General features: G+C 73.6%; 23 protein-coding genes and 1 pseudogene. 14 read left to right on the top strand and 10 right to left on the bottom strand.

Annotation, left to right across the window (positions count from 1 at the left end; all coding sequences use genetic code 11):
- Positions 1-150 precede the first annotated feature (150 nt).
- The 3 genes from O1G22_RS36990 (at position 151) to O1G22_RS36980 (ending at position 3,813) form a co-directional block, all read left to right on the top strand.
- Entirely contained in the window at positions 151-756 is a 606-nt protein-coding gene (locus O1G22_RS36990) for an Rv1733c family protein (RefSeq protein ID WP_270085287.1), read from the top strand.
- A gap of 229 nt (positions 757-985) precedes the next feature.
- A complete protein-coding gene (locus O1G22_RS36985) occupies positions 986-3,424 on the top strand; it encodes a right-handed parallel beta-helix repeat-containing protein (protein ID WP_270085286.1) in 2,439 nt (812 codons plus the stop codon).
- A 41-nt stretch (positions 3,425-3,465) separates the two neighbouring features.
- Entirely contained in the window at positions 3,466-3,813 is a 348-nt protein-coding gene (locus O1G22_RS36980) for a VOC family protein (protein ID WP_270085285.1), read from the top strand.
- Positions 3,814-3,856: 43 nt separating this feature from the next.
- Here the strand turns inward: O1G22_RS36980 and O1G22_RS36975 are convergent, their stop codons facing one another.
- Positions 3,857-6,250, bottom strand: coding sequence for a hypothetical protein (locus O1G22_RS36975; RefSeq protein ID WP_428986529.1), 2,394 nt, complete (start codon positions 6,248-6,250; stop codon positions 3,857-3,859).
- 561 nt (positions 6,251-6,811) lie between these two features.
- On the opposite strand from O1G22_RS36975, the gene O1G22_RS36970 reads away from it, so the two are divergent.
- Positions 6,812-7,654, top strand: coding sequence for a DeoR/GlpR family DNA-binding transcription regulator (locus O1G22_RS36970; RefSeq protein ID WP_225095913.1), 843 nt, complete (start codon positions 6,812-6,814; stop codon positions 7,652-7,654).
- A gap of 68 nt (positions 7,655-7,722) precedes the next feature.
- Complete coding sequence (locus O1G22_RS36965; RefSeq protein ID WP_270085283.1) at positions 7,723-8,196, top strand: SRPBCC family protein; 474 nt, start codon at positions 7,723-7,725, stop codon at positions 8,194-8,196.
- 13 nt (positions 8,197-8,209) lie between these two features.
- On the opposite strand, the gene cds1 is transcribed toward O1G22_RS36965, so the two are convergent.
- Positions 8,210-9,334 (bottom strand): L-cysteine desulfhydrase Cds1, encoded by a 1,125-nt coding sequence (gene cds1 / locus O1G22_RS36960; RefSeq protein WP_270085282.1) that lies wholly within the window; start codon positions 9,332-9,334, stop codon positions 8,210-8,212.
- Between the two features lie 308 nt (positions 9,335-9,642).
- Here cds1 and O1G22_RS36955 point away from each other — a divergent pair, with 308 nt between their 5' ends.
- Together O1G22_RS36955 and O1G22_RS36950 are read left to right on the top strand one after the other, a co-directional pair.
- Positions 9,643-9,966 (top strand): hypothetical protein, encoded by a 324-nt coding sequence (locus tag O1G22_RS36955; RefSeq protein WP_225095910.1) that lies wholly within the window; start codon positions 9,643-9,645, stop codon positions 9,964-9,966.
- Positions 9,967-10,223: 257 nt separating this feature from the next.
- Positions 10,224-10,781 (top strand): annotated as a pseudogene (locus O1G22_RS36950) (ATP-binding protein); the annotation flags it as partial.
- 332 nt (positions 10,782-11,113) lie between these two features.
- Here O1G22_RS36950 and O1G22_RS36945 read toward each other — a convergent pair.
- Positions 11,114-11,404: an SHOCT domain-containing protein gene (locus O1G22_RS36945; protein ID WP_270086637.1), complete on the bottom strand. Its 291-nt coding sequence runs from the start codon at positions 11,402-11,404 to the stop codon at positions 11,114-11,116.
- Positions 11,405-11,596: 192 nt separating this feature from the next.
- Between O1G22_RS36945 and O1G22_RS36940 the strand changes: the two genes are divergently transcribed.
- Genes O1G22_RS36940 through O1G22_RS36930 form a run of 3 tightly spaced genes read left to right on the top strand, consistent with a single transcriptional unit; the run spans position 11,597 to position 13,678 of the window.
- Positions 11,597-12,163 carry a TetR/AcrR family transcriptional regulator gene (locus O1G22_RS36940; RefSeq protein ID WP_270085280.1) on the top strand — a complete coding sequence of 189 codons (567 nt, stop codon included), beginning with the start codon at positions 11,597-11,599 and terminating at the stop codon, positions 12,161-12,163.
- 22 nt (positions 12,164-12,185) lie between these two features.
- A complete protein-coding gene (locus O1G22_RS36935) occupies positions 12,186-12,770 on the top strand; it encodes a DUF4865 family protein (RefSeq protein WP_270085279.1) in 585 nt (194 codons plus the stop codon).
- The gene (locus O1G22_RS36930; protein WP_270085278.1) at positions 12,767-13,678 is read left to right on the top strand and encodes a phosphotriesterase family protein; all 912 of its coding nucleotides are present in this window, start codon (positions 12,767-12,769) and stop codon (positions 13,676-13,678) included. The genes O1G22_RS36935 and O1G22_RS36930 overlap by 4 nt, the downstream gene beginning before the upstream one ends.
- Positions 13,679-13,689: 11 nt before the next feature.
- On the opposite strand, the gene O1G22_RS36925 is transcribed toward O1G22_RS36930, so the two are convergent.
- Genes O1G22_RS36925 through O1G22_RS36915 form a run of 3 tightly spaced genes read right to left on the bottom strand, consistent with a single transcriptional unit; the run spans position 13,690 to position 16,419 of the window.
- The gene (locus O1G22_RS36925; RefSeq protein ID WP_270085277.1) at positions 13,690-14,487 is read right to left on the bottom strand and encodes an NUDIX domain-containing protein; all 798 of its coding nucleotides are present in this window, start codon (positions 14,485-14,487) and stop codon (positions 13,690-13,692) included.
- Positions 14,484-15,722: an ROK family protein gene (locus tag O1G22_RS36920; RefSeq protein WP_270085276.1), complete on the bottom strand. Its 1,239-nt coding sequence runs from the start codon at positions 15,720-15,722 to the stop codon at positions 14,484-14,486. Before O1G22_RS36920 ends, O1G22_RS36925 begins: the two co-directional genes overlap by 4 nt.
- A gap of 46 nt (positions 15,723-15,768) precedes the next feature.
- On the bottom strand, positions 15,769-16,419 hold the full coding sequence (locus O1G22_RS36915) for an alpha-ketoglutarate-dependent dioxygenase AlkB family protein (protein WP_270085275.1): 651 nt from the start codon (positions 16,417-16,419) through the stop codon (positions 15,769-15,771).
- Between the two features lie 67 nt (positions 16,420-16,486).
- Here O1G22_RS36915 and O1G22_RS36910 point away from each other — a divergent pair, with 67 nt between their 5' ends.
- Positions 16,487-17,620 (top strand): methyltransferase, encoded by a 1,134-nt coding sequence (locus tag O1G22_RS36910; RefSeq protein WP_270085274.1) that lies wholly within the window; start codon positions 16,487-16,489, stop codon positions 17,618-17,620.
- A gap of 23 nt (positions 17,621-17,643) precedes the next feature.
- On the opposite strand, the gene O1G22_RS36905 is transcribed toward O1G22_RS36910, so the two are convergent.
- Positions 17,644-18,498 (bottom strand): class II fructose-bisphosphate aldolase, encoded by an 855-nt coding sequence (locus O1G22_RS36905; RefSeq protein ID WP_270085273.1) that lies wholly within the window; start codon positions 18,496-18,498, stop codon positions 17,644-17,646.
- A 139-nt stretch (positions 18,499-18,637) separates the two neighbouring features.
- Positions 18,638-19,519 (bottom strand): SIS domain-containing protein, encoded by an 882-nt coding sequence (locus tag O1G22_RS36900; protein ID WP_270085272.1) that lies wholly within the window; start codon positions 19,517-19,519, stop codon positions 18,638-18,640.
- A 125-nt stretch (positions 19,520-19,644) separates the two neighbouring features.
- On the opposite strand from O1G22_RS36900, the gene O1G22_RS36895 reads away from it, so the two are divergent.
- Positions 19,645-20,424: a DeoR/GlpR family DNA-binding transcription regulator gene (locus tag O1G22_RS36895; protein WP_270085271.1), complete on the top strand. Its 780-nt coding sequence runs from the start codon at positions 19,645-19,647 to the stop codon at positions 20,422-20,424.
- Positions 20,425-20,519: 95 nt separating this feature from the next.
- Here O1G22_RS36895 and O1G22_RS36890 read toward each other — a convergent pair whose 3' ends face one another.
- Positions 20,520-20,915 (bottom strand): luciferase domain-containing protein, encoded by a 396-nt coding sequence (locus O1G22_RS36890; protein ID WP_270085270.1) that lies wholly within the window; start codon positions 20,913-20,915, stop codon positions 20,520-20,522.
- A 416-nt stretch (positions 20,916-21,331) separates the two neighbouring features.
- Here O1G22_RS36890 and O1G22_RS36885 point away from each other — a divergent pair, with 416 nt between their 5' ends.
- Positions 21,332-22,501 carry an MFS transporter gene (locus O1G22_RS36885; protein ID WP_270085269.1) on the top strand — a complete coding sequence of 390 codons (1,170 nt, stop codon included), beginning with the start codon at positions 21,332-21,334 and terminating at the stop codon, positions 22,499-22,501.
- A gap of 55 nt (positions 22,502-22,556) precedes the next feature.
- A complete protein-coding gene (locus O1G22_RS36880) occupies positions 22,557-23,309 on the top strand; it encodes a maleylpyruvate isomerase family mycothiol-dependent enzyme (protein ID WP_270085268.1) in 753 nt (250 codons plus the stop codon).
- Positions 23,310-23,352: 43 nt separating this feature from the next.
- Here the strand turns inward: O1G22_RS36880 and O1G22_RS36875 are convergent, their stop codons facing one another.
- Positions 23,353-23,751: a MarR family winged helix-turn-helix transcriptional regulator gene (locus O1G22_RS36875; RefSeq protein WP_270085267.1), complete on the bottom strand. Its 399-nt coding sequence runs from the start codon at positions 23,749-23,751 to the stop codon at positions 23,353-23,355.
- Positions 23,752-23,800 lie beyond the last annotated feature (49 nt).

Below are 23,800 nucleotides of genomic sequence, written 5' to 3'. Positions count from 1 at the left end.
GCGGGGCCCGGTCGTTGGGAGCTCATGAGAATTGCGTGAGAGGCCACGGGCGTGACCGTCCGCGGCGGACGTGATGTCGCTCTCTCTTGCTCCGGGGCACGGACGCATCGCCCGCGCCGGGAGTTATGACGGAGCGGAAGGGGGTGGGACATGCGTGCCATCAGGGGGCTGTGGCGCTGGCGGCGCAATCCGCTGCGCCGGACGACCGATCTGGCCGAGGCCTGGGTGGCGCTCGTGGCACTGGTGCTGATCACCGTGGCCGCACCCGTGACGGGCTGTCTGGTCGGCGCCGTCGCACAGGACTCGCTGCAGCGGGCCGTACGCGAGCAGCAGCACACACGCCATCTCGTCGCGGCCACGGTGGTGCGTGATCTGGGCGAGGCTCCGCTGGACACCGACCCCGACGCCACCACGGTGCGCGAGCCCCGCCACCGCGTCCTCGCGGACTGGACCGCGCCGGACGGCTCCCGGCAGCACGGTGCGGCGCTGGCGGACCTCAAGTCCCCGCACACAGGCGACCACTTCAGCCTCTGGACGGACCCGCAGGGCCGAATAACGACTCGCCCGCTGGACTCCCCCACCGCGACGACGCACGCGGTGCTGGCCGGGTTCGGCACGGCCCTGCTGATCGGCGGCCTGGTCGAGGGCGTCCGGCGGCTGACCGTGTGGCGCATGGTCCGGCGGCGGTACGCCCGCTGGGACCAGGCCTGGGACCGGGCGGGTCCGGACTGGGGCAAGGCGGGCACCGGCAGCTGACGGCCTGACGGCTCTGGTCAACCCACCCCGCACGCACACGCTACGGTGGACCGGCCGGAACGCTTTCGGCGACAACCCGCGGATGAGCGAACCGCACGGGCGCGCAGGTCTTCGCGAGCGCGGACGCGCACCGGCCCAGGGCCGAGCACGGTCGCGGTCCCGGCACCAGTGGCACGGTCCCGCACGGGAGCGAGCCATCAGCACGACGAGGTGGGGGCACAGCAACGCCATGGCACAGGGCACGGTCCAGGTGACGCACACCGGTACGTCGCGGTGGCGGCGCCGCACAGGCGAGTACGCCTCGCTCGCCGCCGCCCTGGAGGCCGCCGCCGACGGCGACGTCCTCACCATCGCCCCGGGCACCTACCGGGAGAACCTCGTCGTCCAGCGGGCGGTGACGCTCCGCGGCCCCAACGGCTCCCCCGGCTCGGTGCGCATCGCCCCGGTGGACGGGGTGCCGCTGACCGTGCGGGCTTCGGCCGTGGTGCAGGACCTGCACGTGGAGGGCCAGGACGCGGCGGCCCCGGCGCTCCTGGTCGAGGAGGGCACGCCCGAGCTGACGGATCTGCGGATCGTCACCCGGTCCGCCGCCGGCATCGAGGTGCGCGGCGGCGCCCGCCCGACCGTGCGCCGCTGCACGGTGGACAATCCCGCGGGCATCGGCATCGCCGTGCTCGACCGCGGCGGCGGGGTGTTCGAGGAATGCGAGGTCGTCGCGGCCGGACAGGCGGGCGTGGCCGTCCAGGGCGGCGCCCATCCGCGGCTGGAGCGCTGCCGCGTGCATCACGCCTCCGGTACCGGGCTCACCGCGACCGGGGAGAACTCCGCGCTGGAGGCGGTCGGTTGCGAGATCTACGAGGTCCGCGGCTCCGGTGTGCAGGTGACCCAGCGTGCGACGGCCCATCTGACCGACTGCGATGTGCACCGCACGACCGCCGACGGCGTCACGATGGACACGGACGCGGTGCTCACGCTCGCCGACTGCCACATCCACGACATCCCGGAGAACGCGGTCGACCTGCGCTCTCGCTCGGTGCTGACGCTGACCCGCACGACGGTCCGTCAGTTCGGCCGCAACGGCCTGTCGGTATGGGACCCCGGCACGCGCGTGGACGCCAACCAGTGCGAGATCTTCGACAGCACCGGTGACTATCCGGCGGTGTGGGTGAGCGACGGCGCCACCGCCGTGCTCGACTCCTGCCGGGTGCACGATGTGCCGGACGCGTTGTTCGTGCTGGACCGCGGTTCGCGCGCGGACGTCGTGGACAGCGATCTGTCCCAGGTGCGCAACACGGCGGTGTCGGTGAGCGACGGGGCGACCGCGCAGCTCGACGACTGCCGGATCCGGGAGGCGGCGACCGGCGCGTGGTTCCGCGACCACGGCAGCGGCGGCACACTGAACAACTGCACCCTGGACGGCACCCAGACCGGCGTGATCGTCACCAAGGGCGCCGACCCGACCATCGAGCGCTGCACGGTCGAGTCCCCTGCCGAGGCCGGCTTCTACGTCTCCGCGGGCGGCCGCGGCAGCTTCCTGAACTGCCGGGTGAGCGGTAGCGGTGGCTACGGCTTCCATGTGATCGACGGCTGCCGGGCGACCCTGCGCAAGTGCCGTACGGAGCGTTGCGCGCGCGGCGGTTACGAGTTCGCCGACAACGGCCCGGACGCAGGTTCCGGTACGGGCCCGGTCGTGGAGGACTGCACCAGCGACGAGAGCGGAGGCCTGCGGCCGGCTGCAGTACGCGAGACCGCAGTGGAGACGGTGACGCCCTCCCCCGGGCTGCTCGGCTCGATCCCCGGGCAGCGCAGCACGGAGCAGGAGCCGCTGGTCGCCGCCGCGGAGCCCGAGAAGCCGGTGCGGACGTCGAAGGACGTGCTCGGGGAACTGGACGCGCTGGTGGGCCTGGAGAGCGTCAAGCGCGAGGTGCGGGCGCTGACCGACATGATCGAGGTGGGCCGGCGCCGGCAGCAGGCGGGTCTGAAGGCAGCCTCGGTCAAGCGGCACCTGGTCTTCACCGGCTCCCCCGGCACCGGCAAGACGACGGTGGCCCGGCTCTACGGCGAGATCCTCGCCTCGCTCGGGGTACTGGAGAAAGGCCACCTGGTCGAGGTCTCCCGGGTCGACCTGGTCGGCGAGCACATCGGCTCCACGGCCATCCGCACCCAGGAGGCCTTCCAACGGGCGCACGGCGGGGTGCTGTTCATCGACGAGGCGTACGCGCTGTCCCCGGAGGACGCCGGACGGGACTTCGGCAAGGAGGCCATCGACACCCTGGTGAAGCTGATGGAGGACCACCGGGACGCGGTGGTGGTGATCGTCGCCGGGTACACGGCGGAGATGGAGCGCTTCCTGTCCGTCAACCCCGGTGTCGCCTCCCGCTTCTCGCGCACCATCACCTTCGGCGACTACGGCCCCGACGAGCTGCTGCGGATCGTGGAGCAGCAGGCCGACGAGCACGAGTACCGGCTGGCGGAGGGCGCGTCCGAGGCGCTGCTGAAGTACTTCACGGCGATCCCGAAGGGCCCGGCCTTCGGCAACGGCCGCACGGCCCGGCAGACCTTCGAGGCGATGGTGGAGCGGCACGCGAGCCGGGTCGCCCAGCTCGCGGACCCGAGCACCGACGATCTGACCCTGCTGTACGCGCAGGACCTGCCGGAGCTGCCCTGAGCGGCGAGGCCCGAACCGGACAAGCTTCTGGAGGCACGGATATGAAGGCGCTGGCGACGCTCGCCCGGCTCTATGTGGCCGACCTGGACGAGGCGCTGCCCGCCCTGCGCGCGCTGACGGGCCAGGACGTGCGCACGCGGTTCTTCCACGGCGAGGTGGAGGTGGCGAGCATCGGCGGTTTTCTGCTCGTCGCGGGCACCGAGCAGGCCCTCGCCCCGTTCCGCCGTGTGCAGAGCACGGTGCTCGTGGACGACCTGGACGGCCTGCGCTCGCTGCTCGCCGAGCACGGCGGCGAGATCCTCGACGGCCCGAACAAGGTGCCGACCGGCCGCAACGCGACGGTACGGCATCCGGGCGGGGCCGTGCTGGAGTACGTCGAGCACACGTGAGCGCTCCGCGCATCAGGCACGGCCCCGCGCCCTTTCGGGGCGCTCAACTTCGCTGTCCCGGCACCTCTGGGCGCAGTCGGCTCAGCAAGCGGGCGCGTTCCCGGGCGAAGACAGGGTCCGCCTGGTAGTCGGAGTGGCCGAGGATGGGCGCCGGGAGGGGATGGTCGGGCGTGCGGCCGTAGGCGAGCGGGTCCCGCAAGGGGGCGTGGTCGACCTCGGGGGCGGTGTCGTCGTCGGGGACGCGGACGGGGCCGCCGATGGGGTCGGTACGGCGGTGGAGGTTGCGCCAGCAGGCGACGTCGCGGTGCAGGGCGGCGAGCGCGGGCGGCCCGAAATGGGCGGGGAACCAGCGACCGTAGAGGCGCTCCAGGGGAGAGCCGTAGGTCAGCAGGGCGATCCGCTTGCGTGCCGACGGGGTCAGCTGCCAGGCGGCGGCCGCGGCCAGGACGCTGCCCTGCGAGTGCCCGGAGAGGACGAGCCGGCCTCCGGTGCGCTGCGTCCAGGTCGCCATCCGCCAGGTCAGGTCGGGTACGGCGCGCTCGGCGTAGCACGGGGGCGCGAAGGGGTGGGCGGCACGCGGCCAGAAGGTGCCGACGTCCCAGAGGATGCCGATGGTGCGCCGGGCCGAGGCGTCCTTGTAGGCGCGCCGGCCCCAGGTCACGAACAGCAGGAAGCCGAACCCGACCAGCCAGGAGCCCAGCGCCTGCGAGGTGTCGGCGGCGGTCCGCAGGACGTCGTAGGTGCGGCGGGCCGCTCCGTCGGGTGTCTTGCCGGTGGCCATGGCACCGGCAAGGGCGAGGGCGCCGAGCACGAAGGTGGTGGCGGTGAGTACGGCGACGACGAGGGGCGCCCGGTCGGTGAGGGTGGCCATGGCCCGGACATGGGCGATGGCCCGGGTGCGGCCGGGGTCCTCGGGCTCGCCGGGGTGCTCGTGGCGGATCCGGCCGCGTTCGGCGCGGGCGACCCGGGCGGCATCGGAGCCGAGCCGGACGGCGAGGAGCAGCAGGACCGCGAGAACCGGCGGGATGGTGGACGCCTGCCAGGTCAGCAGCACGGGCGGACCGGCGGGCAGGCCGCCGGTGCCGGACAGCCAGCCGGCGACGCGCTGGGCGACCCCGCCGGACATCACACCGCCCAGCGCACAGGCGAGCAGGGCGACCGCCGGACCGCCGAGGCCGCGCATCCCGGCGCGCCGGTCGGGGCTCCGGCGGTGCAGGTTCCGCGCGACGACGGCGAGGGCGATGATGAGGAGCCCCTGGGCCAGCATCAGGGCGCCGAAGGCCGGGTCGCCGGGCAGCCGCCCGGTGGAGTGCCAGCCGGGCCGGGACCAGCCGGCGTACAGAGCGGTGAGCAGCAGCAGGCCGAGCGCGCCGAGCGGCAGCCGGCGTACGAGATGCCGGTCGAGTCGCCGGTCGAGGCGGTTCTCGCTGCGGCCCCGGCGGCAGACCACGCCCACCGCCGCGGCCGCCCAGGCCAGCAGGGCCGCGGTCAGCAGCCAGCTCAGGGCGTTCAGGGCCGCGGGACCGCCTGGCCGGTGGTCGTAGCGGGCCGCCGGGGTCACGACGGCGGCGGCCACCGTCAGCAGGGCCGCCGCGGTGTGCGCGGCGCGCAGCCGGGCCACCAGGCGGCGCCCGTACCAGAAGCCGGGCCGGGCCAGCGCGCTGCCGTCGGTCTCCGGCTCGGGGTCGCGGTCCATGGGCCGGTGCGACTCGTAGGCGCTCCAGGTGCGGCGCGAGAGATACCACAGGAGGAGGGTCAGCGCGGCCGGAACCAGCGCGGCGAGCGCGAGCCGGCGCCCGGGCAGGCTCCACCAGCCGCCGTCGCCGCCGGGCGCTCCGGCGGCGGAGAAGGTCAGCCAGGAGTGGCGGCGAGCGCAGTCGTGGACGCCCGCACACTGCCAGGCCACCAGGTCCAGCGCCACCTCGCAGGCGGCGGCCACCAGCAGCACCGTCAGGGTGAGGGCGGTCAGGCGGACGAGGAGGCCGTACAGGCGGACGGCGCGCGGCCGGCCGGTCGTGGCGGGGCGCATCCAGTGGGCGAGGTTGACCACCATGAACGGCAGCAGTAAGAGCCACAGGGCGCGGCTGCTGTCGCCGGAGGTCAGGTTGCACCAGACGTACGCCTCCTGCACCGGCTCGCCGCGTGCCCCCTTGCGGCGGCCGGCGTCGGCCGCGCGCCGGAAGACCGCGGCCGTGTCGTCACCGGTGATCCGGACCGTGCGCGGATCGCCGAGCATCTTCTCGGGCGTGGTGCCACCGACCCCGTGCACCAGCAGCTCCAGCTCGGACTCGGGCTGGAGCCCCTTACGACCGGCCGCCGGCCCCGCATCCGGCTCCGCCCGCCCGGTCCGCGCCTCGGGCTCCGTACCTGTACGCTCCACCCCCGCCCCGGCACCCGTATCCGCCCGTTCGGTCCACTTCCCGGCACCCGCACCCATACGCTCGATTCCCGCCCCGGCACCGGTGCTCGTCCGCCGGGTCTGCGTCCCCGCACCCGTACCCGTGCCCTCGCTGTCGGTCCCGGCACCCGGATCCGTGCGGTCGGCCCCCGCCCCGGCACCCACGCGTGTCCGGTCACTCTCTTTCCCCGCACCGCTGCCGGTCCGGTCGGTGTCCGGGGCGGTGTCGCCGGCCGCCAGATCGGTCTGCTGTTCGTCGTGTGTGCCCGTCCGCCGCCCGATGGGGCGGTCCTGCGCGCGGTCCACTGTCGTCGCACCCCCGTGACGCGCCCGAAGGCCTGAGTCGATGCGGGCATCAGGATCTCCGCTCCACCGGCGCCGCACACCGCTCGTCACGGAATCTCCCCGATCCGTGTGACAACGGACGGGAACAGCGGAGACCCGAGTGGCGTGTGCGCTTCGTGACAGGCGGGTGGCGCAACCGGTACCCACCCGTGAAAAGATGGGACGCCCGCGCACCTCCGGTCGTACGGAATCTCCTGGTCGAAGCCGGTGTGCCGGGCGTGTCGGACCGTTGGCGGCGAAAGGACCGGAGCGTACGTGAGCGAGAATCAGAACCTCCTCGCGGAGCAGCGCCGCGCCCTGATCCTGGACGAGGTCCGGCGCCGGGGCGGTGTGCGGGTCAACGAGCTGACCCGCAAGCTCGGCGTGTCGGACATGACCGTGCGCCGGGATCTGGACTCCCTCGCCCGCCAGGGCATGTTGGAGAAGGTGCACGGCGGTGCGGTGCCGGTGGTCGAGGCCAGCACCCATGAGCCGGGGTTCGAGGCCAAGTCGGGTCTGGAGCTGACCGCCAAGGAGGACATCGCGCGGGCCGCGGCCCGGCTGGTCACGCCGGGGACGGCGATCGCTCTGTCCGGCGGTACGACGACGTACGCGCTCGCGCAGCACCTGCTGGAGGTGCCGGATCTGACCGTCGTGACGAACTCGGTGCGGGTCGCGGACGTCTTTCACGCGGCGCAGCGCACCTCGGGCCAGCGGCAGGGCGCGGCGACGGTGGTGCTGACCGGCGGGGTGCGCACCCCTTCGGACTCGCTGGTGGGCCCGGTCGCCGACCAGGCGATCGCCGCCCTCCACTTCGATCTGCTCTTCCTCGGTGTGCACGGCATATCGGTGGAGGCGGGGCTGTCCACGCCGAACCTCGCGGAGGCCGAGACCAACCGTCGGCTGGTGCACTCCGCGCGCCGGGTCGTGGTGGTCGCCGACCACACCAAGTGGGGCACGGTGGGCCTGAGTTCGTTCGCCGCGCTGGAGCAGGTGCACACGCTCGTCACCGACGCGGGGCTGCCGGCCGAGGCGCGCACGGAGATCTCGGAGCATCTGCCGCGGCTGATCGTGGCGGGCGAACCCGAACCCGAGCCCGAAGCGGACGAGGACATCTGACAGCCCGTCAGCTACCCTGCCCCGCAACGCCCCGCTTCCGCACGGGACTTCACGAGGGGGTTCGCGTCATGCCGCAGCGTCTGCGCCCGGTCGGGCCGGAGTTCGTCGACGGCGCGCCGGTACGGCTGGTGTTCACGCGGGACATGGCCGCCGCCCCGGCGGCGGTCTTCCACGCCCTCGCCGAGGACGTGCCCGGCTGGCCCGCATGGTTCCCGGCGGTGGCCTCCGCCCGGCCGGCCGAGGGCGGGCGTGAGGTACGGCTGCGCGGCGGCATCCGCTTCCAGGAGACGGTGCTGGTGGCGAAAGCGCCCGAGGTGTACGCGTACCGGGTCGACGTGACGAACATCCCGGGCACCCGCGCCTGGGTAGAGGAGTGGCGGCTGGCCCCGGCGGGTACCGGCACCCGGGTGCGGATGACCTTCGCCCTCGACGGTACGGCGGCCTTCCGCACGGTGTCCCGGCTCATCCGGCCGGGCGTCGGACGGTCCGTCCGTCAGGCGGTCGCGGCACTGGACCGCCGACTGGGCTCACCGGCCCGCTGACCCGCCCGCGCGTTCAGTCCGGCCAGACACCCGTCGACAGCAGGGCCTCGATCGCCGCCGTGTACGGCGTGATGTCCAGACCCTGCTCCACGAGCCAGGCGTCGGAGTAGTACTTGTCGAGGTAGCGGTCGCCCGGGTCGCACAGCAGGGTGACGACGCTGCCGGTACGGCCCTCGGCCACCATCTCGGAGACGATCTTCAGCGCGCTCCACAGCCCGGTGCCCGTGGAGCCGCCCGCCTTGCGCCCGATGGCCCGCTCCAGGGAGCGTACGGCGGCGACGCTGGCCGCGTCCGGGACCTTCATCATCCGGTCGATCGCGCCGGGCACGAAGCTCGGCTCCATGCGCGGCCGGCCGATGCCCTCGATCCGTGAGCCGCAGTCGCAGGTGACGTCCGGATCGCCGCTGGTCCAGCCCTCGAAGAAGCAGGAGTTCTCCGGGTCGGCGACACAGATCCGGGTGTCGTACTGCATGTAGTGGACGTAGCGGGCGAGGGTCGCCGAGGTGCCACCGGTGCCCGCCGTGGCGACGATCCACGTCGGCTCCGGGAACCGCTCCAACTGAAGCTGGCGGAAGATGGATTCGGCGATGTTGTTGTTGCCGCGCCAGTCCGTGGCCCGCTCGGCGTAGGTGAACTGGTCCATGTAGTGGCCGCCGGTCTCCACCGCGAGGCGGGCCGACTCCTCGTACATCTTCCGGGAGTCGTCCACGAAGTGGCACCGGCCGCCGTGGAACTCGATCAGGCGGCACTTCTCGGCGCTCGTCGTGCGGGGCATGACCGCGATGAAGGGCACGCCGATCAGCTTGGCGAAGTAGGCCTCCGAGACGGCGGTCGAGCCGCTGGACGCCTCGATCACGGGGCGGCCGGGTCGGATCCAGCCATTGCAGAGGCCGTAGAGGAACAGGGAGCGGGCGAGGCGGTGCTTGAGGCTGCCGGTGGGGTGGGTCGACTCGTCCTTCAGGTAGAGGTCGATGCCCCACCGCTCGGGCAGCGGGAAGCGCAGCAGGTGCGTGTCCGCCGAGCGGTTGGCGTCGGCCTGGACCTTGCGCACGGCGTCTTTCAGCCAGTCGCGGTAGGCGGCGTCACTGCGGTCGACGTCGAGTGTGGCGCCGGTCCGCGCCTGAGGGGTGGTGCTCACGGCGGTGCTCCTTACGCTGGGCGCCGACGGCGCTGACGCGGTCGGCACGTCGAGCATAGGCATCTTTCACACCGCTTCCCACCTGCATAAACGCATCTTTGGGCGACTCAAAGCCACCCTGGGACCGGGCGCGTGCGAGAACGGCGGGGGCGCATTGGCGGGAGTGCTCCGGGTCGGCGACCGCACGCGCTCCGCGTGCACTGGTGCTCTCGGCGCCCTCGGGGCAGACTGCACGCGACGGGACCGATCGTCCCGAACGGGGGCGCACACTGGATCGCGGAAGCACACGCGCAAGGGGGCGGCACACGATGGCGGAGCCGGAGTTCACGGCCACGGGCGTGCGGATCGGCAAACGGCTGCGCTCGCTCACGCGGGCCGGGCAGGTCCGGATCAACGACGGCAGGCTGGAGTTGCTCAACAGCTACGGCAGCGAGATCGACAGCGCCCCGGTGCAGGCGGTGCGGGCGTCCAAGCCGTGGTTCGCGCCGGACGACCGCGCGCTGGCCGACCTCAACGGCCACCGGTACCTGCTGACGCTGGGCGAGCACGACCCCGCTCCGGGCGAGCCGGGGCCGCCCGCGGCACGGCGGTTCATCGAGGCGGTACGCAGGGCCGCCGGGCGCGGCGGCTGAGCCACACGCCGGCCGGGGGCCGGCGCCGGCCACCGGCCGTCATTACTCCGAGCAGCGTTCCGTCGCGGCGAGTTGCGGTAGCGCATCCGCCCTGTCACGCTGTTCTCACGTCACTCTGGGTTTACCGGCGATAACGCTGCGAACCAGCCCGCCGGCCATGACAGCAGGCGGACGTTTGGACGCAAGCACCCTGCTGGATCCGTTGTTCTCCGTGTTCTTCCGGTCCGTCCGGACCTCTACATCGGGGAGTCGCAGCAGTGATCAGTCATCCGAGCAGGCACTGCACGGTGGAGCTTCAAGCCCTGCCGTCGCGGATCGGTCAGGTCCGCAGAATCGTATCTGCACAGTTGCGGTACTGGCATATGGACCCGTTGATAGACCGGGCCGCGCTCGGTGTGACGGAGTTGCTGAGCAACGTTCACCGGCACGCGAGGCCCGACAAGTCGTGCACGGTCGAGCTGGAGCTGCGCCCGGACCGGCTCACCGTCTCGGTGCGCGACAACGACCCCCGGCTGCCGGTGCCGGTCGACACCGCGGACACCCCGGACGCCGGTCCGCTGGCCACCTGCGGCCGGGGGCTGGCGATGGTGGCGGCGGTCAGCGAGAGCTGGGGCGCGCGGCCGGACGGCGAGAACGGCAAGATCGTGTGGTTCACGCTGCCCGCGCCCGCGGCCGCCCGGACCCACCCGGCGGGCCCACCGCGCGGTACGACCCAGACGGCACGACCGGCACCGGAACCGGCCCGGGTCAGCGCCGCGGTGCCGGCGGCCGCCGGGGCTTCGGTGGCGGCCGGGGCCCCCGTGTCCGCCGCGGTTCCCCTGTCCGCCGGGACGCCCGTCGGCGCCACGGCTCCTGTCGGGAGCGCGACTCCGGGGGCGACGCCCGCGCCCACCGTGGTGCACGCCTCCATCGCGTCCGGGGTACAAACTCCCGCCCGGCCGGCCGTTTCCGGCTGACCGGGCGGTGAGACCCGGCCTCCGGGTGGAGCGCCCCGAAGGGCGGGACTGCGCGACCAGCCATGACCGACCCGTGGCCGCGCACGGTCCCGGCACCTGTGGTGCACGCGCCCGGAAAGGCACACGTGCGTTTCAACCCCTGTGCGCAGCAAGGGAGTCAGCCGTCGCGACCGACGACGGCCGGGGCGGGGTCATGCCGGACCGCCCTTGCCCGTGCGGCCGAACTGCTCCTCCAGGACGGACAGGCGGCGCCAGTACTCGTCCTCGTCGATCTCGCCGGAGGCGAACCGGCGGCCGAGGACGGCGACCGGTGAGTCACCGGCCGGGCGGCCGCCCGCGACGGGACCCCAGGGGCCGCCGCGGCCGCGCCACGCGGTGCGCCGCAGCACCGTCACGGCGCCGATCACCACGACCGCCCAGATCAGCGGGAAGAACAGGATCCACGGGCCGGGCCCGCCGTGCCAGCTCGCCAGGGTCTGCATCTCGGTCATCTCCCTCGTCGCCTTGCTCGTCGTCGTTCTTGCGGGGATGACACGAGCCTCCCTCCGGCAGGGGGTCCGGGTCGTCGTGCGCCCGGCGGCCGTGCGCGTACCTCCCGGGGAGTACGACGAGAGTGGCGCACTGCTCCCCGAAGACACTGGCCTTCTGTAACTACTAGTATGTACGGTAGTTTCATGAGCACCTCGGAACGGCTGATCGAGTCCACCCGCGAGCTGCTGTGGGAGCGCGGATACGTGGGGACGAGCCCCAAGGCGATCCTGGAACGCGCGGGCGCGGGCCAGGGAAGCATGTACCACCACTTCAAGGGCAAGCCGGACCTCGCCCTGGCCGCGATCAGACGCACCGCCGACGAGCTGTGCGCCACCGCGGAGCGCGTCCTCGCCGGACCGGGCACGCCGTACGAGCGCATCGAGACGTATCTGCTGCGGGAGCGTGACGTGCTGCGCGGCTGCCCGATCGGCCGGCTGACGATGGACCCCGACGTGATCGCCAGCGACGAGCTGCGCGCGCCGGTGGACGAGACGATCACCCGGATCCGGCAGCTGATCGCAAAGACCGTCGAAGAGGGCCGGCGGCAGGGGCAGTTCGCGCCCGAACTGGACGGCGAGGAGATCGGCGCGGCCGTCCTCGCGACCATCCAGGGCGGCTATGTCCTGGCCCGCGCCTCCGGCTCCCCCGCCGCGTTCGACGCGGGCGTCCGCGGTCTGCTGTCTCTGCTCACACCCCGAACCTCCGCCTGAGACCTGCGAAGGGAATCGCGACATGCACGCCATGCAGTACGAGTTCACCCTGCCCGCCGACTACGACATGGGCATCATCCGCTCGCGCGTCGCCCGCGTCGCGCACCTGCTGGACGACTGGGACGGCCTCGGCATCAAGACGTACATCCTGCGCGAGCGCGGGGTGCACGGCTCGCCGGTGAACCAGTACGGGCCGTTCTACCTCTGGAACACCATGGAGGGCATGAACAGCTTCCTGTGGGGCGGCACCTTCCAGGGCCCCGTCCGCGACTTCGGCCGGCCGGACATACGACAGTGGACCGGCCTGGCCTTCGAGGAGGGCACCGCCACCGGATCCGCCCCGGCGTTCGCCGTGCGTCGGCGTCAACCCGTCCCGGAGGGTGTGGAGTTGGCGGCGTTCATGACGGACGCGGCGGCCGAGACCGCGCGGCTGGCAGCCCAGGACGGCGCGGTGCTGGCGGCGGCCGCCGTGGACACGCGCGCATGGGAGCTGGTGCACTTCTCCCTCTGGGAGCACGATGCGCCCAAAGCCGACGGGGACCTCTTCCAGGTGCTGCACCTGTCCGCCCCCGGCCGGGACCGGCTCCCCCGGGGCCGGCAGTGGTGAGCCGTGTCCGCACGGTCCTCGGCGACCTCCCGCCCGAGGAGCTGGGCGTGTGCGACGCGCACGACCATCTCTTCCTGAGCAGCCCGCGGTTCCCCGGTCAGGAGCTGGACGACACGGTCGCGGCCCGGGCCGAGCTGACCGCGTTCCGGGCGGTGGGCGGAGCGGCCGTCGTACAGTGGACACCGCACGGCATGGGCCGTCGGGCGGCGGACCTGCCGGAGCTGTCCCGGGCCACCGGTGTACGGCTGGTCTGCGCGACGGGCCTGCACCAAGCCGCGCACTACGACCCCGAGTTGCTCGACCAGCTGCGCGGCGCCGGTCTCGCCGAGCTGTTCGTGGCCGAACTGACCGAGGGCATCGGTACGACGGGGGTGCGGGCCGGGCTGATCAAGGTGGCGGGCGGCTTCCACGCCCTCGACGCACACACCCGCTGGACGATGAAGGCGGCGGCCGAGGCCCACCACGCCACCGGCGCGCCCATCGCCGTGCACCTGGAGCTGGGCACCGGCGCGCTGGACGTACTGGACCTGCTGTGCGGCGAGTCCGGGGTGCCGGGTGACCGGGTGATCCTCGGCCATCTGAACCGCTCCCCCGACCCGGTGGTGCAGCGGGAGGCCGCCGCGTCGGGCTGCTGGCTGGCCTTCGACGGGCCCTCCCGCGCCCATCACGCCACCGACTGGCGCATGCCGGAGGCGGTACGGGCCCTGGCCGAGGCCGGCTTCGCCGACCGGCTGCTGCTCGGCGGCGACACGGTGCTCGCCGGTGCGCGCTCGGTCGACGGCGGGCCCGGCATGCCGTACCTGCTGCGCAGGACTCGGCCCCGGCTTGAGGCCGAGCTGGGCGCGGAGTTGGTCGACCGGATCCTCACCGAGCATCCGGGGCGGGCGTTCGGGGTCGACTGGCGGTAGCCGGTCTTCGCCTACGCACCCGCGTGGTCCGGTCGTTCGGCGGCCACGGACCGTGCGTGGCCTGCCGCGCGGTTCCCCGTGCCCCTGTGGTGGCGTACGACCGGGCGCAGATAGTCGACGACGGGGCCTTCGAGGCCGTCCAGATCGGAGAGCGAGCCGATCAACTCGACGCGGTCGAACTCCGGTTCGGCGCCACGGGCGCTCTCCGTCCGGACCAGCTCGGCGTAGCCGTCGTACAACTCCCGTGCGGGGCGCGGCGGGGCGGTGAACGCCACGCCGACGCTGCCGCGTGCGCCCCGGGTGGTCAGCCATGGGGCGAGGGCGTCGGCCGGGGTGGCGGAGCCGGTCTCCTCGGCCAGTTCGCGGGCCGCGTGGGCGCGCAGCGCGGCGAGGTCCAACTCCCCGTCGGGATCGGGGGGTTCGACGGTCCCGCCGGGGAGCTGCCAGCGGCCCGGGGCCGAGGTCGAGGGGGCCATCCGGCCCACCAGCACACGGCCGTCGTCGGTGGGCTGCAGCACGGACACGAACAGGGACGACAGCGCGGGCGAGCCGGGCACGTGCCGCAGGGCGCGGTATCGGTAACTGGCCCGCGCCCAGGACAGCACCAGGCCGTCCGTCCCGTCCCGCTCCACCGCGACGAGGGCGGCCACCGGTCCGTCGAAGAGGGCCGGGTTGGCCCGTACCGACTCCGCCCACGCCTGGTCCATCGCCGCGCGGTGCGGCCGCGACAGCTCCGGCAGGGCGGTCTCGACCAGGCGGATGCCGGCTGCGGGCAGGATGTCCACGCCGTCCCCGGCCGGACCGGTCACCGCAGTGCCGCCAGCGGGTCGTCCAGGACCGGCTGCCAGGCCAGTTCGGCCGCGCCGACGAGGCTGTTGTGGTCCAGCGTGCAGGCCAGGATCGGCACGCCCCCGCTCTGGCCCCACAGGCTGCGGTCGGCGACGACCGCGCGGAGCCGGCCGGGATCGGCGTCCAGGAGGGTGCGGTGCAGGCCGCCGAGGATGATCCGGTCGGGGTTGAGGATGTTGACCAGTCCGGCGAGACCGAGGCCGAGACGGTCGATCAGGGCCTCGGCGGCCGTGCGGACGGCCGGGTCGTCGTACTGCGTGCGCAGCAGGTCGTTGGCCTGCTGGAGCAGGGACACCTCGGGGCCCGGCTCGCGGCCCGCCTCGACGAGCAGCGCCAGCGGGTCCGCCTCGACGTCCAGACAGCCCCGGCTGCCACAGTGACAGGGGCGGCCCTCCGGGTTGACGGTGAGGTGGCCCACCTCCAGAGCCAGGCCCGAACTGCCGGTGTGCAGACGGCCGTCGAGCACCAGGGCACCGCCGACGCCCCGGTGCCCGGTGGCCACGCACAGCAGATCGCGGGCGCCCCGGCCGGCGCCGTGCCGGTGTTCGGCGAGCGCGGCGAGGTTGACGTCGTTGCCGGCGAACGCGGGGCCGGTGAGGCCGGCGGCGCGCACGCACTCCGCGAAGATCCGCCGGACGGGGGCGCCGACGGGCCAGGCCAGGTGGAGGGGGTTGAGGGCCAGTCCGTCGGGTTCGGCGACGGCGGACGGCACGGCGAGTCCGGCGCCCACACAGCGGCGGCCGGTCGTGCGCAGGAGCTCGGCGCCCGCTTCCACGACCGAGCCGAGCACCTTCGCCGGGTCGGCGTCGACGGTCTCGCAACCGGGCGCGGTCGCCACGATCCGCCCGCCGAGACCGACGAGCGCGGCCCGGAACCCGTCGGCGTGGACCTGGGCCGCCAGCGCCACGGGCCCGTCCTCGGCGACCTCCAGCCGGTGCGAGGGGCGCCCCTGCGATCCGGCCGCCGCGCCGGGCCGGGCGTCCACCCGGATCAGCCCGAGCGCCTCCAGCTCGGCGGCCACCGCGCCCGCCGTCGCCCGGGTGACCCCGAGTTCCGCGGTGAGCACGGCCCGGGTCGGCGCCCGTCCGGTGTGCACGAGCTCCAGCGCGGGTCCGAGCGCACCGCGCCCCCGGTCCAGCCGCGCCCTCGGGGTCGTTCTCTCCCCCGCCGTCCGGGGGTCCGCCTTGCCGCTCATGAGGGCGAGTCTCCCATGATCCGCTGGAGTGGTTCCCGGCCGCCCGCTACAGCCCGCTCACCCGCAAGGTGATGTTCAGCCGTCCGGCGAGGCCCAGCCAGGGCGGTGCCGTACCGGGGCGCACGCGCGGCACCCCGTGGTAGGCGAGCCGGGACGGCCCGCCGAAGACGAACAGATCGCCGCTGCGCAGCTCCACGTCGGTGTACGGCCTGGCGCGCGTCTCGGTGTTGCCGAAGCGGAACACGCAGGTGTCGCCGAGGCTCAGCGAGACCACCGGGGCGTCCACACGCTCGTCGGCGTCGCGGTGCATGCCCATGCGGGCGTCGCCGTCGTAGAAGTTGATCAGCGCGATGTCGTACGGCGCCGCCGGGACCGCGTCCGGGCCGAGCGCGTCGGCCACCGCGCGGCGGCCCAGCTCGCCGAGCCAGGCCGGGAAGGGCTTGACGGGAGCCCCGTCGCCGTCGACGACCGTACGGGCGTAGGAATACGGGTACCAGTGCCAGCCGAGGCAGACCTGCCGGGCGGTCATCGTGCCGCCGCCCGGGGTGCGGACGGTGCGCAGCCCGGCCGGGGGCCGCGCCCAGTCCCGGCAGGCGGCGAGCAGGTCGCGCTGCCGTGCGCGGTCCAGCCAGGCCGGGGCGTGCACGGCGCCCGGCGCGACCTCCGCACGCCCCCGGGAAAACAGCTCGTCCTCCATGCTCCCATGCTGCCGCACCACCCCTGATCTGCGGCTCGGCTAGCCTGGACACACGATGAGCGACCGTATGACGACACCGTGGGGCGAGGTCGAGCTGACCCGCTTCCCCGAGGATCCCCGCGACCGGCTGCGCGCCTGGGACGCCTCCGACGCGTACCTGCTGCGCCATCTGGCCGAGGAGGGGGTGCCGCTCACCGGCGCGGTCGTGGTGGTCGGGGACCGCTGGGGCGCGCTGGCCACGGCGCTCGCGGAGCACCGGCCGACGCAGATCACCGACTCCTTCCTGAGCCAGGAGGCGACCCGGGTGAACCTGGCCCGGGCCGGCGTCGAGCCCGGTGCCGTCCAGCTGCTCACCACCCAGGATCCGCCGCCGCAACGGGTGGACGTGCTGCTGGTCCGGGTGCCGAAGAGCCTGGCGCTGCTGGAGGACCAGCTGCTGCGGCTGGCGCCCGCCGTGCACGCGGACACGGTCGTCGTCGGTACCGGCATGGTGAAGGAGATCCACACCTCCACGCTCCAGCTGTTCGAGCGGATCCTCGGGCCGACCCGCACCTCACTGGCGCGGCAGAAGGCCCGGCTGATCCTCTGCACCCCGGATCCGGCGCTGAAGCGGCCGGCGAACCCGTGGCCGTACAGCTACGCCCTCCCTCAAGGCGTCGGGCCGGTGTCGGGGCGCACGGTCGTCAACCACGCGGGCGTCTTCTGCGCCGACCGGCTCGACATCGGCACGCGTTTCTTCCTCCAGCACCTGCCCGGTCCGGGCGCGGGGCGCGTGGTGGACCTCGGCTGCGGCAACGGTGTCGTGGGTACGGCGGTGGCACTGGCGGACCCGTCGGCCGAGGTGCTGTTCGTGGACGAGTCGTTCCAGGCCGTCGCCTCGGCCGAGGCGACGTACAAGGCCAACGGGGTGCCGGGGCACGCGGAGTTCCGGGTCGGGGACGGGCTGGCCGGGGTCGCGCCGGGCAGTGTGGACCTGGTGCTGAACAACCCGCCGTTCCACTCCCACCAGGCGACGACCGACGCGACGGCGTGGCGCATGTTCACCGGCGCGAAGCGCGCGCTGCGGCCGGGCGGCGAGCTGTGGGTGATCGGCAATCGGCATCTGGGGTATCACGTGAAGCTGCGGCGGTTGTTCGGGAACAGTGAACTGGTGGCCTCCGACCCGAAGTTCGTGGTGCTGCGGGCGGTCCGGAAGGACTGACCCGGGCGCTCGCGCGGCCGGCCTCAGGTCCGGGCCAGCACTCCGATGATCCGGCGCACCTCCTGGGCCATGGCCTCCCGGCCCACGCTGAGGTACTTGCGCGAGTCCACGGCCTCGGGATGCGCGGCGAGGAACTCCCGGATCGCGCCGGTCATGGCCGCGTTGAGCGCCGTGCCGACGTTGACCTTGGTGATGCCGCCGACGACCGCCTCGACCAGCCCGGCGTCCGGTACGCCGGAGGAGCCGTGCAGGACGAGCGGGAGGGCGAGCGCGGCGGACAGCCGCTTGAGCAGGGCGTGGTCGAGATCGGCGGTGCGGGTGGTCATCGCGTGCACGCTGCCGATGGCGACGGCCAGGGCGTCGACGCCGGTCCCGCTGACGAAGTCCAGCGCCTGGTCGGGGTCGGTGCGCGCGCCGGGCGCGTGGGCTTCCAGCGGGGGGCGGCCGTCCTTGCCGCCGATCTGCCCCAGCTCGGCCTCGATCCACAGCCCTTGGGCGTGGGCCCAGTCGGCGGCGGCCCGGGTGGCGGAGAGGTTGTCGGCGTAGGGCAGGCGGGCCGCGTCGTACATCACCGAGCTGAACCCGGCGCCGGGCGCCTGACGCAGCAGGTCGTCGCTCTGTACGTGGTCCAGGTGCAACGCGACGGGTACGACGGCCCGTTCGGCGGCGGCGACGGCCGCGCGGGCGAGCGGCAGCAGCCGTCCGTAGCGGAACTTGACGGCGTTCTCGCTGACTTGGAGGACGACGGGCGAGCCGGCCGTCTCGGCGCCGGCGATGACGGCCTCGATGTGTTCCAGGGTGATGACGTTGAAGGCGGCGACGGCGGAGCGGGCCGTGGCGGCGGCGGTGACCAGCTCGCCGGTGGACGCGAGGGGCACGTGGGGTGTCCTTCCGTGACGCGGACCGGGGTCGGGCGGGGGGCGGCCGGGCGAAGGCGGCCGGGCTTCGGGGCCTCGGGACCTCAAGGCCTCAGGGCTTCGGGAGTTCAGGTCCTCCGGACTTCGGGACTTCGTGTCCTCAGGGCGCGAGGATCACCGAGCGGGTGAGGTGGCGCGGCCGGTCGGGGTCGAGGCCGCGCGCGGCGGCTACGGCGACCGCGAGGCGCTGGACGCGGACGAGTTCGGCGAGCGGGTCGAGTCCGCCCCCGATCCACAACCCCCCGGTGGCGCCGACCTGTCGGGCGAGGCCCTCGGGTGCCTCACCGAGCATCCAGGTGGCCGTGCCCGCGGTGGTGATGCTGATCGGGCCGTGCCGGTACTCCATCGCCGGGTAGGCCTCGGTCCAGGCCAGCGAGGCCTCGCGCATCTTCAGTCCGGCCTCGTTGGCGAGTCCGACCGTCCAGCCGCGCCCCAGAAAGGTGAACTGGGTGCAGGCGATGAGCTGTTCGGGAAGAGGAGTGGCGAGGGCCGCGCGCGCGTCGGCGACGACGGAGTCGGTGTGCAGGCCGAGATGGGCGCGCAGGAGGGTGAGTGCGGTGGTCGCGAACCGGGTCTGCACGACGGAGCGTTCGTCGGCGAAGTCCAGCACGACGAGGTCGTCGGCGGCGGACATGACGGGCGTGGCGGCGTCGGCGGTGACGGCGGTGGTACGGCTCCGCCCCCGCACCTTGCCCAGCAGTTCCAGCACCTCGGTGGTCGTACCGGAGCGGGTGAGGGCGACGATCCGGTCGTACGGCCTCCCGTACGGGAACTCGGAGGCGGCGAACGCGTCGGTCTCGCCCTGCCCGGCGCCCTCGCGCAGCCCCGCCGCCGCCTGTGCCATGAAGTACGAGGTCCCGCACCCCACGATCGCGACCCTCTCCCCGGGCTCCGGCAGCGCGGCCTTGTGCCGCTCCGCGCCCTCGGCGGCCCTGGTCCAGCACTCCGGCTGGCTGTTCAGCTCGTCCTCGACATGGGTCATGGCCCACACTCTCCCTCGCTGATTGTTCCTGCAAGATATAGCCAGATTTCGAGCACAATCAAGCATCCACGCGCAGAGAGTGGTGCGCTAGGGTCACCGGGAACACTTCAGAACGGAGGCTGCGGATGTCCCGGGACGCCCGCTGGAAGGCGCTGCTGGAACTGCTCGTGGAGCGCGGCCGGCTGGACGTCGAGGAAGCGGCGGCCGAGCTGGGGGTGTCGGCGGCGACGATCCGCCGGGACTTCGACCAGCTCGCCGAGCAGCAGATGCTGGTGCGCACCCGGGGCGGAGCGGTGGTGCACGGGGTGTCGTACGAACTGCCGTTGCGCTACAAGACGGCCCGCCGCGCCTCCGAGAAGCAGCGCATCGCCAAGGCCGTGGCCGAACTGCTGGCGCCGGGCGAGGCGGTGGGGCTGACCGGCGGTACGACCACCACGGAGGTGGCCCGCGCCCTGGCCGTGCGCGGGGATCTGTCCAGCGGCTCACCGGCGCTGACGATCGTCACCAACGCGCTCAACATCGCCAACGAGCTCGCCGTACGCCCTCAGTTCAAGATCGTGGTGACGGGCGGGGTGGCGCGTCCGCAGTCGTACGAGCTCATCGGCCCGCTCGCGGACGGGGTGCTCGGGCAGATCACGCTGGACGTGGCCGTGCTCGGGGTCGTCGCCTTCGACGTCACGCACGGCGCGGCGGCGCACGACGAGGCGGAGGCCGCGATCAACCGGCTGCTGTGCGAGCGCGCCGAGCGGGTGGTGGTCGCCGCCGACTCCAGCAAGCTGGGCCGGCGGGCGTTCGCCCGGATCTGCGGGGCGGAGCTGGTGGACACGCTCGTGACGGACTCGGCGGTGGCGCAGGAGACGGTACGCCGGTTCGAGGAGGCGGGGGTCAGGGTCCTGGCGGTGTGAGGGCCGGCCGCCTCGACGACGGCCGCCGTCCGCACAGAGCCCGCGCGGCACAAGTCCCCGGCGCCAGGCGGCCGCAGAGGCTGCCCGTCGCCGGCTCAGATCCGGCCGAGGTCGGCCTTCACAAAGCCCGCGCCGCGCTGGTCGTTGCAGCCGGTCACGGGCCGGTCGGCCGGGTCGGGCCAGGTCTGCTGGGCCTGGAGCGCCACACTCACCAGGGTCAGCAGCAGGTCGACGTCGCTCGCGGCGTCGAGGCGCAGGGTCACCCACTGCGAGCCGGGCACGATCCTGATCGCCCCGGAGCCCTTCAGGTCCTTGGCGAAGCGCCGGATGGCCCGGTCGGTCAGGCGTAGATCGACATCCCGGTCCGAGTGGAAGTGGGCGATCTCGCCCTGGGCCGAACTCACCGCCTGTCCCAGGCCGCAGCTCGGGACCGCCTGGCTCAGGTCGGGCCAGGTCGCCAGTTGCGCGAGCGCGCGCGAGGCCAACGTCATGGGCCCATCATGGCCCGCTCACCCGTCGGCAACCAGCTCGTGAGCAAGCATTAACCGACCTGTATCCGTGTGGAGAACGCCCGGGGAGACACACCGGCCACCCCGAACGGGGCGTTGTCCGCAGCCCGTTGACGACACCGGCGACGTGAGAGCGGACAAATAGCCACAGGTCAAGGGCACATCGTTCACTCCGCGGACGCCGGTGCACCCTCACCCGGAGCCAGTGGGTGGCCCGCGCCACCGACCCGGCCGGTGCCGCCGGAGCGGGCGAGGTGCCGCCCCGGCCGTCTCGCCATGTGAACACCGCCGGCCCGCGGGTGACGCGCGCATACCCGGGCCAGCCCTTGCTCCTCCCCGCCGCCCGCCCCTAACCTGAGTTTGTGCCGCAAATAAACAAAACCCGATCGCACAGCGTCGTGCCGGGCAGCAGTCACGCACTCACCCGCCTCCGGATCGCCCTCACCGCCTTCTTCGCCCTGGACGGCTTCGTCTTCGCCGGGTGGGTCGTCCGGATCCCCGCCATCAAGGAGCAGACCCACTCCTCCGCCGGCGATCTCGGTCTGGCGCTCCTCGGTGTCTCCGCCGGTGCCGTGATCACGATGACCCTCACCGGGCGGCTGTGCCGGCGCTACGGCAGCCATCCGGTCACCGTGGTCTGTGCCGTCCTGCTCTCGCTCAGCGTCGCCCTGCCTCCGCTCACCCGTTCCGCGCTCGCGCTCGGCGTGGTGCTGCTGGTCTTCGGCGCCGCCTACGGCGGGATAAACGTGGCCTTCAACAGCGCCGCCGTCGATCTGGTGGCCGCGTTGGGGCGGCCCATCATGCCCACGTTCCATGCCGCGTTCAGCCTCGGCGGGATGATCGGCGCCGGTCTCGGCGGACTGGTCGCGGGTGCCCTCTCCCCCACCCGGCATCTGCTCGGGCTCACCCTCATCGGGCTGCTCGTCACGGCCGTGGCCGGGCGCACTCTGCTGCGGCAGCGGCCGCCGGCGCCGCGTGCGCCGCAGCGCGCGGAGCCGGCCCCTGGGGGCGCACCGCGCACCGGCGGGCGCGGGCTGGTTCTCGTCTTCGGACTGGTCGCGCTGTGCACCGCCTACGGCGAGGGCGCCATGGCCGACTGGGGTGCGCTGCACCTCCAGCAGGACCTCGCGGCCTCCTCGGGGGTGGCGGCGGCCGGGTACGCGTGTTTCGCGCTGGCCATGACCGTCGGCCGGGCGACCGGGACGACGCTCCTGGAACGCCTCGGCCGCGCCCGGACCGTGATCGCCGGCGGCACCGTCGCGGCGGCCGGCATGCTGCTCGGCTCCCTCGCGCCCACCGTGTGGGCGGCGCTGATCGGCTTCGCCGTCACCGGGCTCGGGCTGGCCAATCTCTTCCCGGTCGCCGTGGAGCGGGCCGGCGCGCTGACCGGCCCGTCCGGCGTCGCCGTCGCCTCCACCCTGGGCTACGGCGGCATGCTCCTCGGGCCGCCCTCGATCGGCTTCATGGCCGACTGGTTCTCCCTGCCGGCCGCGCTCACCAGTGTGGCCGCGCTGGCCGCCGTCGCCGCGGTCATCGGCGTCACGACACGGCGGGCCATGGGCCGCTGACGACACCGGACCGTGGCGAACCCGTGAAGCGCGCTCCATCCGGCACACTCACCCCATGAACACTGCGGACTTCCTCAAGACCCTGGACCGGGAGGGCCGGCTGCTCGCGGCGGCCGCCGACGCCGCGGGAACCGACGCCAAGGTGCCGACCTGCCCCGCATGGCAGGTGGGCGACCTGCTGCGGCACACCGGCGCGGTACACCGCTGGGCGGCCGGCATCGTCGCCGACGGGGACACCACGCCCCGCCCCTTCGGCGACCTGCCCGACCTGGACGGCACCGAGTTGGTGGACTGGTACCGGGACAGTCACCGCCTGCTGGTCGACACCCTGTCCGCCGCACCCGCCGACCTGGAGTGCTGGACGTTCCATCCGGCGCCCAACCCGTCACCGCTGGCGTTCTGGACCCGCCGGCAGGCGCACGAGACGACCGTCCACCGTTACGACGCCGAGGCGGCGCGCGGCGGTACGGCGTCCCCCGTCGCCCCGGATCTCGCGCCGGACTTCGCCGTGGACGGCATCGACGAGCTGCTGCTCGGCTTCCACGCCCGTTCCCGGAGCCGGCTGCGCACCCCGGAGCCGCGTGTCCTGCGGGTGCGCGCGCTGGACGCGGGGGCGGACGCGGTGTGGACCGTACGGCTCTCGGCCGAGCCGCCGGTGAGCGTGCGGGGCGCGGACGGTGAGGCCGACGCCGAACTGTCGGGCCCCGCCGACGAGTTGTACCTGGCTCTGTGGAACCGCGCGCCGGTGCCGAACGTGAGCGGCGATCGCTCGCTGGCCGAACTGTGGCGGGAGAAGGGCGGTTTCTGACCCCTGACCGGCCCCGGTGAGCCGGCTGCGCGGGCCGGCTCCGTCAGCCGGCCTCGGTCAGCATCCGGGCCAGCACCGCGCGCTGCACCGGACGTACCTCGCCGTGCAGCGCGCGCCCCTTGGCCGTCAGCGCCACGCACACCCCGCGCCGGTCCACGGCACACATGGCGCGGTCGACGAGGCCCTCCTTCTCCAGCCGGCCGATCAGCCGGGACAGTGCGCTCTGGCTGAGATGGATCCGCTCGGAGATCTCCTGCACGCGGTAGGTGGTGCCGTCGTCCGCCGCCCCGCCCTCGGCCAGCAGGTCGAGCACCTCGAAGTCGCTGGAGCACAGGCCGTGTCCGCTCAGCGCCCGGTCCAGCTCGCTCTGGGTCCGGGCATGCAGCGCCAGGATGTCCCGCCACTGCTCCACGAGCTCCTGCTCGGCCTTGTTCGCCGCCATGAGCGCACGGTAGCAGAGAAACGAGTTTGTTGCATCGTAATTAAATGCA

Origin of the sequence: Streptomyces camelliae, from assembly GCF_027625935.1 — a bacterium.
In the GTDB taxonomy this organism is placed as follows: domain Bacteria; phylum Actinomycetota; class Actinomycetes; order Streptomycetales; family Streptomycetaceae; genus Streptomyces; species Streptomyces camelliae.
Note: the sequence above shows the minus strand (reverse complement) of the source record. Positions and strands in the feature narration are given on the sequence as shown.